The organism is Acetivibrio straminisolvens JCM 21531 (assembly GCF_000521465.1).
Classification (GTDB): domain Bacteria; phylum Bacillota; class Clostridia; order Acetivibrionales; family Acetivibrionaceae; genus Hungateiclostridium; species Hungateiclostridium straminisolvens.
The window spans coordinates 53,715-67,453 of sequence record NZ_BAVR01000015.1; the positions used below are offsets into that span (position 1 = coordinate 53,715).

Below are 13,739 nucleotides of genomic sequence, written 5' to 3' on the forward strand. Positions count from 1 at the left end.
CTATATATAATAAATAATATATGAAAAAATTGTCCTAAGATGGAAGAAGGAGGTGATCTATATATGGTTAAATATTTGATAAAGCATGAGGAATTGGTAAAGGAAGCTCTAGCTAAGAATAACTGCTCTGACTGGGAAAGTTTCAGGAGTTATCATAAAACGCAGATTGAATTTCTGCAGCATGAGCGGCTGGTACATTTACTGGTAACTTTGTTTTTTGGACTTTTCTTTCTTATATCTGTTCTTGCGGCTGCGGTTTCCGAGAAGCTGGAGATATTGCTTGTGGCCCTTCTTTTATTAATACTTTTGATACCTTATATTGCACATTATTATAAATTGGAGAATGGAGTTCAAAGGTTGTATGAGCTTTATAATAAAATCGATGAAAAAAGCAGCAATAACAAGACCGCCTGAGTTTTATACCCAGACGGTCGTTATCGTTTTTAATTAAATCATATTTACTTCTTTGCAAGAACCTTTTTGAGTTTTGCAAACCTTGGAAGTCCATCTTCGATAGGTGACTTTGATTCTCCCTGAATTAATGGAAGAGCATAATTGATAAAGTCTTGTGTAAGACCTGTTCCGTCAGGTTTAATCCACTCCAATGGAACTTTCTTTTCAGTATTTGCAACTTCACTGAGATTTAAGAGCTTGATATTGCACTTGTATTCAGGACCTTCTCCTCTTTCAAATGCAACCATGTAGTCTGTCTTTCCTTCAACAGCATATTTTACAGCTGACTGCCCTGCAAGGTAAGCTTCATTTACGTCGGTAAGGGAAGCAACGTGAGCAGCACATCTTTGGAGAAGGCTGAACTCTATGCCGCGAACCTTTGCACCGGTTTTTTCCTTAACAATGTTTGCCAATGTGGAAGCAAGACCACCTAATTGTGCATGTCCGAAGGAGTCTTTTGTTTTTGCAAGGTCCGAACCGTATTCGGATATATATTTTCCGTCTTTATCCTTGATACCTTCAGATACGGCAACAATAACTTTTCCGTTTTGCTTGTAGATTCTTGTTGTATCTTCAATGAATTTATCCAAGTCAAAGGGAACCTCAGGAAGATATATTAAATCAGGTCCATTGCCTTTGTAAGAAGCTAAAGCTGAAGCGGCAGTGAGCCAACCTGCATTTCTTCCCATAATTTCGAGGATTGTTATCATTCCTGTGTCATATACTCTTGCATCATGATAAACTTCCATAGTAGATGTAGCAATGTATTTTGCAGCACTTCCGTAACCCGGGCAGTGGTCTGTTCCCCAGAGGTCGTTGTCTATCGTCTTCGGAACACCCATAACTCTGCACTCATAGCCAACTTTCTGCATGTATTTGCTGACTTTGTTGCAGGTATCCATTGAGTCGTTTCCGCCATTATAGAAGAAGTATCTGATGTTGTATTTCTTGAATACTTCCAAGAGTCTCTTGTAATCTGTCTCATCTTCATCGGCATTTTTGAGTTTGTATCTTACGGAACCTAACGCTGAGGAAGGGGTAGTTTTTAAAAGATCCAATTCATATGAATCTTCTTTGCTCATATCAAAGAAGTTTTCTTCCAAAATACCCTTAATTCCGTGAGCTGCTCCATAAACAGCCGTAATACAATCTTGCTTTAAAGCTTCCTGGATAACACCTGCCGCACTTGCATTGATAACTGACGTTGGACCGCCAGACTGTCCGAATATGCATGCACCTTCTAAACGGCTCATACTAAAACCTCCTTAAAATATGTAAAATGAATGTGTTCTTTTGTATAAAATTAGTTTTTAACACAACTAAATAAAAATATAACATAATTGATTTTGAATTGCAATTCTACTTGAACCAAAAATATCAAATAATTTTTATTTTATCCTTGATTTTAGATTTGAATTTGGTAAAATAAATATGATAAAAACTTAACAAGTGTGGCTATAATAACTAATACACTATATTTTTATAAGGAGTTGAAAATATGCCATTAGTTACTAGTACTGAAATGTTTAAAAAGGCCTATGAAGGCAAATATGCTATAGGTGCATTCAATGTTAACAATATGGAAATCATTCAGGGTATTACAGAAGCAGCAAAAGAAGTTAACGCTCCATTGATTCTTCAGGTTTCTGCCGGAGCAAGAAAGTATGCAAATCATACATACCTTGTAAAACTCGTTGAAGCAGCTATTGAAGAAACAGGACTTCCTATCTGTTTGCATCTTGACCACGGTGACAGCTTCGAACTTTGTAAATCATGTATTGACGGTGGATTTACATCCGTTATGATTGACGGTTCTCACTTACCTTTTGAAGAAAATATAAAGCTTACAAAGCAGGTTGTTGACTATGCTCATTCAAAGGGTGTTGTTGTTGAAGGAGAGTTGGGAAGACTTGCAGGTATAGAAGATGATGTTAATGTGTCTGAGGCAGATGCAGCATATACCGATCCTAACCAGGTTGAAGAGTTTGTTGCAAAAACAGGAGTTGATTCCTTGGCTATAGCTATCGGTACAAGCCATGGAGCTTACAAATTTAAAGGAGAAGCAAAATTAAGATTTGATATATTGGAAGAAATTGAAAAAAGACTTCCGGGCTTCCCGATTGTTTTACACGGTGCATCCTCAGTTATGCCTGAATATGTTGAAATGATTAACAAGTTTGGCGGAAATATGCCTGGAGCTAAAGGTGTGCCGGAAGATATGCTGAGAAAGGCTGCTTCTATGGCTGTTTGTAAGATAAACATAGACTCAGACTTAAGGCTTGCTATGACTGGAACAATCAGAAAGTATTTTGCTGAAAATCCGTCACACTTTGACCCAAGACAATACTTAGGTCCTGCAAGAAGCGCAATAAAAGAGATGGTTAAACATAAAATTGTAAATGTTCTCGGATGCGACGGAAAAGCTTAATATTTGAAATATCTTACATTATGGTGGAGGTCGAATAATGGCCTTCACTTTTTATGTTTGCGAATAAACATTTATAAAGAGAAAGGCATGGATGCAAATATGGATAACCTTGAAACTACCGATAACGGAAACAATAACAAGAAGCAAGAGATTTTTAAAGAAATTATAAGCTGGTCTTTGTATTTGTTGGGAGCGGTGGTAGTAGCCCTCTTGCTTGTCAGGTATGTAATTGTAAACGCATATGTTCCTACCGGCTCGATGGAAAACACTATTATGCCCGGGGATAGAATTATTGCAAGCAGGATTCATTACTATTTTTCCGAGCCTGAAAGAGGAGACATTGTAGTGTTTAAGTTTCCGGACAATGAAGAGATGCTTTATGTTAAGAGGGTTATCGGGCTTCCGAATGAAACGGTGGAAATAAAGGATGGGAAAGTGTATATTGATGGAGAGCTTCTTGAGGAACCCTATATTAAAGAAAAGACATGGGGAGACTTTGGTCCCTATAACGTTCCGGAAGGCAGCTATTTTATGTTGGGAGACAATAGAAACGGTTCGATGGATTCAAGAGAATGGAAAAATAAGTATGTAAAAAAGGAAAAAATTATCGGGAAGGCTCTATTTAAATATTTTAAAGGATTTAAGATTTTATGGTAATACAAATTTGCTATACAGGCTCAGATGGAATGATTCTGAGCTTTTTCTATTGAGCCTACTTTTGATGAATAACATTGAACTATGGGACAAAAGTGTGATAATATTGAATTAAGGCGTGATAATGGATTTATACATATTACCATCAGGACTCGCCTCATAACGAGATTTACATGTTTCAAAAATTCTATGTGGGGGTTAGTCAATATGGCAGACAAAAAGAAAATAGCTGTTATAACCGGTATAGTTGTTTTGATTGCGGCTATAATTATTGCATCGGTATGTGGGTATAATTATTTTTCAAAAAGAAACATACCTGAAGAACCAAATAATGACTCAAGGTTTGAAGTTCTTAAAATTAACGGCACTTATGTAAGCAGTGACATTATGAAGGAAGAAAGCAATAAATTTTTTGAAAAGTATAAAAGAAATGCAGAAGTTCTGCGAATGAATGAGTTTGAACGTAATGATATGTTTTTAGATCAGGTAATTGAAAGGATGTTGCTGGAGGACTATGTAAACAACAAATCCGGGGTAACAGCGACGGACAGTGAAGTGGAAGATTACATAAGCAGGTTTGTAAAACCGAGATATTCCGATTCGTCTCTGGGTACATTTATGAGTTCCCAAGGCTATGCAAACGAAGAAGAGATGAAGGCCGGAATCAAGGAATACATTTTAAGGCACAAAGCTTTATACAAGGCTGCTAAGGAGAAAAACGTGACTTTGACCGAGCAGGAACTTGACGAAGGGTACGAAAAACACAAGATTCAAAACAAAAAAGTCAACATAAAGCACATATTTATTTCCAGCCAGGAACGAAGCAAGGAGGAGGCTAAAAATTTAGCCGATGAAATTTATAACAGGCTTAATAATAATGAAGACTTTGAGAGTTTGGCAAAGGAATATTCCGATGATGAGGAAACTCGGGAATCCGGCGGTGTTGTAGAGGAACTTAGAGCAGGTTTTAATGAGGAGGTCTTTGACAATGCGGTTTTCACTTCAGAGGCCGGGCAATTGCTGGAGCTATAGAGGTTGCCAGAGGTTACGAAATTGTATATGTGGACAAGGTTACGGAATTTTACAGAACCAGGGATGAGTATGCAGAGCTTTTTACAGTAGAAAAGTTTATGAGTTCCGATGTATACAAGGAATGGTTTGAAGAATACAAGAAAAACTATGATATCGAAATAACAGACCCGGCAATGAAAGCGTTTAGACTTTTCAGGGAGGGGCAGTATAGTGAAGCCGGAAAATGCTATGAAGAACTTTATATGACCGAAAAGGACATCTACTTTATTGAACGGGCATGTGATGCATACAAGCATGCCGAAAATTGGACCAAGCTTATTGAAATGGGCCAATTGGCGATTAAAGATAATCCTTCTTATGTCGAGTTTTATATTTACCAGGCAGAGGGAGAATTTAACGCCGGCAGCAAGGATATGGCCGAGGAGTTGTTGAAAGAGGCTGAAAAAAAGGCTGCAGACAATACGTATTATCTGGATTTGATTCGAAGAATGTATTTAGATCAGGGTATTGACGAAGGTGTAAAGAGAATAGATGAGAGACTGAAGAAAATAGCTGAGAAGTTCAAAGGATAAATATAATTTTGAATAATCGGTGTCTTGTAAGTAAATAATAAGCTCTGAGGTGTTGAAAATGGACGTAAAAGTCGGAATACCCAGAGCTTTATTTTATTATCAGTATTATCCCCTCTGGAAAACTTTTTTTGAGGAGCTTAATACGGAAGTAGTGTTGTCTGATTACAGCACAAGTAAAATCTTGGATGAAGGAACAAAGTCATGTGTTGCTGAGGCTTGTTTGCCCGTAAAAATTTTTTACGGTCATGTTATGAATATCAAGGACAAGGTAGATTATTTATTCATACCCAGATTTACAAGTATATCGAAAAAAGAATATATATGTCCGAAATTCGGTGGATTGCCTGATATGATAAGAAACAGCATAAAGGATCTGCCACCGTTAATTGATACGGAAATTAACCTAAGAAAATCCGAAAAAAATGCCAGAAAAGCTGCAATGGAGATAGGCCGTTTTTTTACTAAGGATGAAAGAAAAATAGAGAATGCATATAAAAAGGCTTTGGAAAGCTTTGGGGAATTCAAAGCGAAAGTAAAACAGGGGGTACTTCCCTCTGACATTTTAGACAAAAAACTCAATGTAATTAAAAAGAGCAATGAACCTGAGCTAAACATTGCCGTAATAGGTCATGTCTACAACCTATACGACAGCTTTATCAATATGGATATGATAGATAAGTTAAGGAAAAGGGGAGCCAAAATAATAACCGTAGATATGGTGGAGGATGAAATTATAAAAAGAAATGCCGGTTTGCTTCCGAAAAAGATGTTCTGGAATTTTGGAAGCAGAGCATACGGAAGCTCTCTGCATTTTTTAGAAAGGGAAGATATTGACGGGATAATATATCTAATGAGTTTTGGCTGTGGAGTAGATTCGTTTGTCTGTGATTTGGCAGAAAGGAAAATAAGAAAAACAAAGGATATTCCCTTTATCGTTTTGACGTTGGACGAACATTCCGGCGAGGCAGGTATGGATACAAGACTTGACGCATTTATCGATATGATCAGATGGAGGTATAAAAATGAAAATAACGTTTCCGCATATGGGTAATACATATATTGCGGTTAAAGCGCTTTTAGACGATATCGGAGCAGACTATGTTATTCCTCCTTTAAGCAGCAAACGTTCGCTGGAAATAGGAACAAAGTATGCTCCTGAAATGGCATGCCTGCCCCTTAAGATTAATATTGGCAATTATATTGAGGCTTATGAAAAAGGAGCGGATACAATACTGACTGCCGGTGGGCGGGGGCCTTGCAGATTTGGTTATTATTGCGAGATGAGCAGGGAAATACTTTGCGACAATGGGTATGACATGGAAGTGATAGTTTTGGAGCCTCCGGAAGGCGATATTGTGAATTTTATCGGGAAAATCAAAAAGCTTGCCGGGAGTCTGAATATATACAGGATTTTAAATGTAATAAAAAATACGACCCTTGTGGCAAAAAGGGTGGATGAACTTGAAAGGCTGGCATTTAAAATCGGCCGAGGGAGCTTATAAAGGGAAGCACCGACAGAATCTATGAAAACTTTCAAAGGACAGTGGTGGATGTAAAAGGATCTCAAGAGATTTTAAAGCTTGTAGAGAACACCAAGAATCAACTGTTGAAATTGGAAATAGACAAGGATTTCATGCCGCTAAAGGTTGGTATCGTAGGAGAAATTTATACGACCATAGACTCTTATACCAGTTTTAATATTGATTCTATTTTAGGCAATATGGGGGTGGAAGTATATAGGGCAAATACCATCAGCGGCTGGATAATTGAACATATATTGAAAGCAGTCGTTCCGTTTACAAAAGATAAAGGCTATGCTGAGGCTGCAAAACCTTATCTTGGAACCATGATAGGAGGGCATGCACAAGAAACTATAGGGAATACAGTGATTTATGCTCAAAACGGCTTTGACGGAATAATTCAAATCTATCCGCTGACATGTATGCCGGAGATTGTGGCAGAAAGCATACTTCCTGCTGTGGAAAGGGATTATAATATACCCATTCTTACCCTGATTATTGATGAGATGACGGGGGAAGCAGGATATATGACCAGAATAGAAGCCTTTGTAGATTTACTTAATAAAAGAAGGGAGAGAGGGGAAGTTGTTAAAAACCTCGCATTATCTGGGAATTGATGTTGGCTCGGTCAGCACAAACCTTGTGGTAATCAATGAAAAGGATGAGATAGTAGACAAGCTTTATTTAAGGACAAGCGGACAGCCCATAAATGCACTAAGAAATGGGATGAAGACCCTTTACCAAAGGCTTGGTAAGGATGTGAAGATAAGCGGAGTAGGAACTACAGGAAGCGGCAGACAACTTGCCAGTGTAATTGTAGGGGCTGACATTATTAAGAACGAGATTACAACTCATGCAATTGCAGCACAAAAGCTTGTGCCTGAGGTAAAGACTATAATAGAAATAGGAGGACAGGATTCGAAGATAATCATTCTAAAGAAAGGAATAATTTATGATTTTGCCATGAACACAGTCTGTGCGGCCGGAACAGGTTCTTTCCTCGACAGGCAGGCTGCAAGGCTTGAAATACCGATTGAAGAATTCGGAACGTTTGCACTAAGGTCCAAGACTCCTGTAAGAATAGCAGGAAGGTGTGCGGTATTTGCGGAATCGGATATGATACACAAACAACAGACGGGGCACAGCGTTGAGGATATTATTAACGGCCTTTGTGAAGCTCTGGTTAGAAATTATCTAAACAACTTGGCAAAAGGCAAAGATATCGAAGAACCCATAGTCTTTCAGGGGGGAGTTGCTGCAAATGTGGGAATTGTGGCTGCCTTTGAAAGGGCGATAGAAAAAAAGATAATAATACCTCAATACTATGATGTAATGGGAGCGTATGGAGCCGCGCTTATAGCCAAGGAGGAGGTGCTCAAAAACGGTAGAAGCACAAACTTCTTCGGTTTTGAGAATACCCAGAACGATTTTAGAGCCAGGAGCATAGAATGCAACGGTTGTTCCAACATGTGCGAAGTAATTGAAATAGTATCAAATGATGCGGTTGTAGCATGCTGGGGCGACCGGTGCGGAAAGTGGTCTTCAGTAAAGAGAGAGAATCAAAGTGTAAGCTGATAATCAGTTGAAAATCAAAAAAATTTCGTTTAGTATTAAAGGCAGGGCTTAAGTAAAAGAGGGGGATACTATGAAAGAATATTTTGTAGATCTTCATGTCCATATTGGAAGGTCTTCAAAAGGAAAAGAGATAAAGAAAGCAACTGCCAATAATCTTACTTTTGAAAATATAGCATACGAATCCTACACAAGAAAGGGTATAGATGTTATTGGTGCGGTTGACTGTTTATCTCCTTATGTTATTGAGGATATCGAAGAGCTTATGGATAGAGGTGAGCTCATAGAGAAACGGGGCGGAGGAATGGAGTACAGAAAGGGTCAGATATTGATATTGGGAGCTGAGCTTGAGACACATGAAGAAAAAGGCGGAAGCTCCCATTCGCTTTGTTTTTTTCCAACATTAAAATCAATCAAAGATTTTGCCGGAGCCATGAAAAATTACATTAAAAATATCTATAACTGTTCCTATATGTGCAGATTAACAGCCCGGCAGCTTATAGATTTGGTTGACTTTTACGGCGGTACCTTTATTCCGGCTCATGTTTTCACTCCATACAAGAGCTTTTATGGCAATTGCTGTGACAGCTTCTTAAGATATTTGACGAGAAATCCTTTGAGAAAATTCCCGCTGTGGAGCTTGGGCTTAGTGCCGATTCGATGATGGCATCACAGCTAATGGAGCTTGACGGCAAGGCATTTATCAGCAACTCCGATGCCCACTCGCTGTCAAAAATGGGCAGGGAATATAATATATTAGAAATGGAAGACCCCAGTTATGAGGAAATACTAAAAGCTTTTAAAGGAATTGACGGAAGAAGAATCAAGGCGAATTTCGGATTGGATCCTAAGCTTGGAAAATATCACAGAACTTATTGCTTGGTCTGTGACTCAGTAATCAAAGGAGAGGCGCCGGTACTAAAATGCCCTGTTTCCGATAAGCACCGTGTGGTAGTAGGTGTAAAGGACAGGCTTATGATAATAAGGGACAGGGAGAATCCCCTGATGGAAAAAAGACATCCTTATTTTTATCAGGTTCCGCTGGAGTTTCTTCCTAAAGTAGGTCCGAAAACTATAGACAGGCTTATAGACTTTTTCGGAAGTGAAATGAAGGTGCTGCATTATGCTTCTTACGATGAGTTGACAAAGGTGGTAAATGAGGATATAGCGAGAAATATTGTGCTGTCAAGGGAAGGGAAACTTTCTATTGAGGCCGGCGGCGGAGGTGTATACGGAAAAATAGAGGCATGATAATTTACAGAAACTTATTGATTTCTGTAAATACTAACAAAGGCAGGAAGATTTAATACAAACCTTCCTGCCTTTTATGAATATATGAGCTTTTGTTACTGCACAATCCACCTAATAAGTCCCAGATTAAATGGATTGATGATATCCGGATTATGAGGAATTACCCTGAAGGTATATCCGTACTCGCCGCCTTCATACAAAGTAATGTTTGCGGAATAGAGGTAAGTTCCGTCACTGTTCTTTTCAACCAAGTTCATATCAATAATTTCAGGCTTTTCAATAGTATTATTGCTGCCGATAGTTCCATAGTAGGCTTGAACCTTTACGTCTGAAGGCTCAAGACCACCAAGAATAACTGTGGCGTAAATCGGGATGGTTTCACCGGATATAAAGTTTCTTTCCTTCAATTGGTTCGCAGTTTTATCGGCAATTATTTGCACCTGAGGCCACAAATGTGCAACCTTTTTCTTCCATTCTGAAAGATTGATAGCGAATTGATAATTGCTTGCTTTTATCTTATCGTATCTTTCCATTGAAGTAATGTAATACTTGTTTGTATAGTCCTGAACCATCCTGTGAGTACTATACTCGGGAGCGATGGTCTTTATTGATTCCTTCATTATTTTTACCCACTTTTCCGGTATGCCTTTTTCATTCCTGTCAAAGAAAGTAGGTATAATTTGCTTCTCCAGTATGTTGTAGATTGATTCACTGTCGGCGTTATCCTGATGATATTCGTTATCGTAGAAAGTATCGTCTCCTATTGCCCAACCGTTTTTGCCGTTATAGCCTTCGCACCACCAACCGTCCAGCACGCTGAAATTGATTATACCGTTTATACCCACCTTCTGTCCGCTGGTTCCGCTGGCTTCAAGAGGCCTTCTGGGGTTGTTGAGCCAAATGTCCACTCCCTGAACCATATTGCGGGCAAGGGTCATATTGTAGTTTTCTACCAGAATAACTTTGCCGTTAAAGCCTTCTTGTTTTGCGATATCGTTAATGTGTTTTATGATTTCATGAGCAGGTCCGTCTGCCGGATGGGCTTTTCCTGCGAATATTATCTGCATCGGCCTTTCGGGATTGTTTAGAAGCCTCTGAATTCGGGCAAGGTCTCTGAATATCAGATTTGCTCTCTTATAGGTGGCAAATCTTCTTGCAAACCCGATAGTTAGAGCATTGGAATCAAGCAGAGTGTCAACCTCCTTGATTCTTTCGATGGACTCACCGTTTGCCGCCCTCTGCTCTTTAAGTTTGTCGCGTATATAGCCAATCATTTTTGTCTTTAAGACACAATGAGTTTTCCAAAGTTCTTCGTCAGGAATTTCGTCAACTTTATCCCATACTTCCTTTGCATAAAGACGCTCTTTCCAGTCCTTGTCGAGATATTTGTCATAAAGATACTTGATGCTCGGAGAAAGCCATGTAAGAGTATGAATACCGTTTGTAATATGGTCAATCGGCACTTCATCCTCAGGTATTCCCGGCCATACATTTCTGAAAATGTTTCTTGATACGGCGCCGTGAAGCTCGCTTACTCCGTTTTTCTGTCCTGAAAGTGTCAGGGCAAGGACGGTCATATTAAAGTTGTGATGTTCTCCGATTTTCAATCCTAAGTCTAAAAACTCATGTCTGCTTATGCCTAAAGACGGCCAATAATTTCCGAAATACCTGTCTATCATTTCCAACGGGAACACATCGTTACCCGCAGGTACAGGTGTATGGGTAGTAAATATAACAGAAGAAGCAACGACTTCTTTTGCATGACTGAAAGGAAGATTGTGGTTTTGAACCAGCTTTCTGATAAGCTCCAGTCCAAGAAAAGCCGAGTGTCCTTCATTCATATGATATACTGTAGCTTTTATGCCTAAAGCGTCAAGTACTCTTGCGCCACCTATTCCAAGGAAAATTTCCTGTTGTATTCTTGTCTCCTGGTTTCCGCCGTAGAGTCTGGCAGTAAGGCTCTGTCGTGAGGACTGTTTTGATCAATGTCGGTATCCATTAAATATAAATTTACACGGCCTATCTTAACTACCCAAACTTTTGCATATACGACTCTGCCGGGCAGTTCTACGCTAATGATTACCTCTTCACCTTTGTCATTTAAGGCCGGTTTTATTGGAAGGTTTGATGGGTTTAGCGGAGTAAATATTGTTTCTTGCCATCCTTCCGAGTTTATGTGTTGGCTGAAATATCCTTCTTTATAGAATAAGCCTATTGCTGTAAAAGGTATTCCTAGGTCGCTTGCTGATTTGCAGTGGTCCCCCGACAATACGCCCAAGCCCCCTGAATATATAGGGAGTACTTCATTTAATCCATATTCTGCAGAGAAGTAAGCTACCATATGGTCTTTTTTGTCTGGAAAATTTCTGGAAAACCATGTATCGGTTTCGCTCATGTATGCTTCGTAATCTTCCACTACTTTCCTATATCTTTGCATATAGTCAGGATCGTTGAGCTTGGCTTCAAGCTTCTTCTGGCTTACTTCCTTGAGAAATCTTACCGGGTTCTTTCCGAGTTTTTCCCACAAAGCAAGGTCGATTTCCCTATAAAGGTCGATAGCTTCAGAGTTCCATGACCACCACAGATTGTACGCAATGTCTTTCAGTTTAGATAGTTCGTCAGGTATTACAGCTGTTACAGTAATTTTTCCAAAAAGATACATAGGCACCCTCCATTTTAGTATATGCTATATTATTATCCTTTTTTGAATAATAAATAACATAAATATTTATTTTATAGAAATTTTTATGAAAGAACCAAATAATTTACTATTTGAATATATTACTAACTTGAGTATATTACTAACAGCTTTAATGTGATACCAATAAGACATTTACTATAAAAGCACGGAAAGATTGATCCCCTCCGCTTTTAGCCGAATCTCACTTAGTGAAATGGCTTAGAATATGGATATGATTACCTAGATTCTTATCCAATATGATATCACAATTAAATTATTTTTGGTAGTATTTTTTGAAAAATTTTCTCTATATTTTTTATTTATTCTTATGTATATATACTGAATCCATATTCCTCATCCTTGATTTTGCAGTTTTTGCCCATAAATAGAATAATGATCAGCATAAAAATATCACCAAATGAACCGGATATATTATACAAGATTGCGATTATCATCCAATAAATCAAGCCAGGAAAAAGGATTCCCGATATCAAAAGCAAACCTGTCAGCACAAAAATCGGAAACAACAATATCACAACCATCTCAAAAGTTGTATAAAATGTTCCTGATATATCCATCGTATAAATATTTAAATATTTTATGCCAAATTTCAGTTTTGCGCCGAAAATAATATATGCCAGTCCGTGAAGCAGCTCATGAAGTATAACAACTCCCAAAAGAGTCGCGAAAAGGCCTAGTATTTGGCCGTTGTAAATTGTTGTTTCTATATATGCCAACCAAGGCTCTATTCCGGTTATGGATAGAATCAGTGCAAAGCCCAGTGAAAAAATTAATAAAGCTATAAAGTTAATAAAGAAAGAATTAAAGCTGTTTAGTTTAAATTCCGCTATTTTTGTCAAATCAGCACCTCTTTGCAAAATAATTAAATCGTTAATAAGCACTAAAACTCACTTGGATATTTGTTATATATAATTGGCAAAGAAAGATATAATTATTCTATGGACTTTTAATTGTGTGAAAAAATGAGAGGTATATATCATGATTTTCATTTATAGCAATTAATTTCTATTAATAAAAGTAATGTAAAGTGAAGAAAATAAATCTATGATGAAACGTTTATTTATTTATGGATTGATCGGATGGAGCATGGAAATTATCTGGACCGGACTACACTCATTTTTGACGGGAGATTTGAAACTGCAGGGATATACAAGTATCTGGATGTTCTTTATATATGGATGTGCCGTTTTTCTAGAACCTATTCACGATATTATAAAACAATGGAGGTGGCAAATCAGAGGTCTTATCTGGGTGGTAATAATTTGGGGAATAGAATACGCAAGCGGTCTTCTGTTGACTAATATTTTTGGAGCTGCCCCCTGGTTTTATACCGGGCCGTTTGCAGTGGATAATCTCGTAAGAATTGATTATGCTCCTGCATGGTTTGTGGCAGGACTGATATTTGAGCGCATTCATGAAACCCTTGATATCTATAAGATTGCTTAACTAAAAAATGAAATGCATCTAAAATCGGTACCTGATGGGAGAGGTATCGGATTTTGGGTTTTTTAAAGCAGGGGAAAAATATTGCTCAAAGATTAATTATTTTATTGAGG

General features: G+C 38.1%; 12 protein-coding genes and 2 pseudogenes. 11 read left to right on the forward strand and 3 right to left on the reverse strand.

Annotated elements, in window-relative coordinates; translation table 11 throughout:
* Window positions 1-63: 63 nt before the first annotated feature.
* Window positions 64-414 (forward strand): hypothetical protein, encoded by a 351-nt coding sequence (locus JCM21531_RS05965; protein WP_038288244.1) that lies wholly within the window; start codon window positions 64-66, stop codon window positions 412-414.
* Between the two features lie 44 nt (window positions 415-458).
* On the opposite strand, the gene JCM21531_RS05970 is transcribed toward JCM21531_RS05965, so the two are convergent.
* Complete coding sequence (locus JCM21531_RS05970) at window positions 459-1,706, reverse strand: 6-phosphofructokinase (protein ID WP_038288248.1); 1,248 nt, start codon at window positions 1,704-1,706, stop codon at window positions 459-461.
* Between the two features lie 245 nt (window positions 1,707-1,951).
* Between JCM21531_RS05970 and fba the strand changes: the two genes are divergently transcribed.
* From fba to JCM21531_RS20905, 9 genes and pseudogenes are all read left to right on the forward strand, one after another.
* Complete coding sequence (gene fba, locus JCM21531_RS05975) at window positions 1,952-2,881, forward strand: class II fructose-1,6-bisphosphate aldolase (protein ID WP_038288251.1); 930 nt, start codon at window positions 1,952-1,954, stop codon at window positions 2,879-2,881.
* An 87-nt stretch (window positions 2,882-2,968) separates the two neighbouring features.
* A complete protein-coding gene (gene lepB / locus JCM21531_RS05980; protein WP_038288288.1) occupies window positions 2,969-3,538 on the forward strand; it encodes a signal peptidase I in 570 nt (189 codons plus the stop codon).
* 204 nt (window positions 3,539-3,742) lie between these two features.
* Window positions 3,743-4,567, forward strand: a complete 825-nt coding sequence (locus JCM21531_RS20890; RefSeq protein WP_243467297.1) for a peptidylprolyl isomerase — start codon at window positions 3,743-3,745, stop codon at window positions 4,565-4,567.
* Window positions 4,568-4,596: 29 nt separating this feature from the next.
* A complete protein-coding gene (locus JCM21531_RS20895; protein WP_243467298.1) occupies window positions 4,597-5,139 on the forward strand; it encodes a tetratricopeptide repeat protein in 543 nt (180 codons plus the stop codon).
* 58 nt (window positions 5,140-5,197) lie between these two features.
* Entirely contained in the window at window positions 5,198-6,190 is a 993-nt protein-coding gene (locus JCM21531_RS05990; protein ID WP_038288253.1) for an acyl-CoA dehydratase activase-related protein, read from the forward strand.
* Window positions 6,162-7,276, forward strand: a pseudogene (locus JCM21531_RS25035) (CoA protein activase). Before JCM21531_RS05990 ends, JCM21531_RS25035 begins: the two are co-directional and overlap by 29 nt.
* Window positions 7,245-8,234, forward strand: coding sequence for an acyl-CoA dehydratase activase (locus tag JCM21531_RS06000; RefSeq protein WP_038288255.1), 990 nt, complete (start codon window positions 7,245-7,247; stop codon window positions 8,232-8,234). Before JCM21531_RS25035 ends, JCM21531_RS06000 begins: the two are co-directional and overlap by 32 nt.
* Before the next feature lie 70 nt (window positions 8,235-8,304).
* Entirely contained in the window at window positions 8,305-8,895 is a 591-nt protein-coding gene (locus JCM21531_RS20900; protein ID WP_243467299.1) for an endonuclease Q family protein, read from the forward strand.
* Window positions 8,865-9,482, forward strand: a complete 618-nt coding sequence (locus JCM21531_RS20905) for an endonuclease Q family protein (protein WP_243467300.1) — start codon at window positions 8,865-8,867, stop codon at window positions 9,480-9,482. Before JCM21531_RS20900 ends, JCM21531_RS20905 begins: the two co-directional genes overlap by 31 nt.
* Window positions 9,483-9,577: 95 nt before the next feature.
* Here the strand turns inward: JCM21531_RS20905 and glgP are convergent.
* Window positions 9,578-12,144, reverse strand: a pseudogene (gene glgP, locus JCM21531_RS06010) (alpha-glucan family phosphorylase).
* Window positions 12,145-12,488: 344 nt separating this feature from the next.
* Complete coding sequence (locus JCM21531_RS06015; RefSeq protein ID WP_038288258.1) at window positions 12,489-13,022, reverse strand: DUF3267 domain-containing protein; 534 nt, start codon at window positions 13,020-13,022, stop codon at window positions 12,489-12,491.
* Between the two features lie 205 nt (window positions 13,023-13,227).
* On the opposite strand from JCM21531_RS06015, the gene JCM21531_RS06020 reads away from it, so the two are divergent.
* Window positions 13,228-13,629, forward strand: a complete 402-nt coding sequence (locus JCM21531_RS06020) for a putative ABC transporter permease (protein ID WP_038288261.1) — start codon at window positions 13,228-13,230, stop codon at window positions 13,627-13,629.
* The last annotated feature ends 110 nt before the right edge of the window (window positions 13,630-13,739 follow it).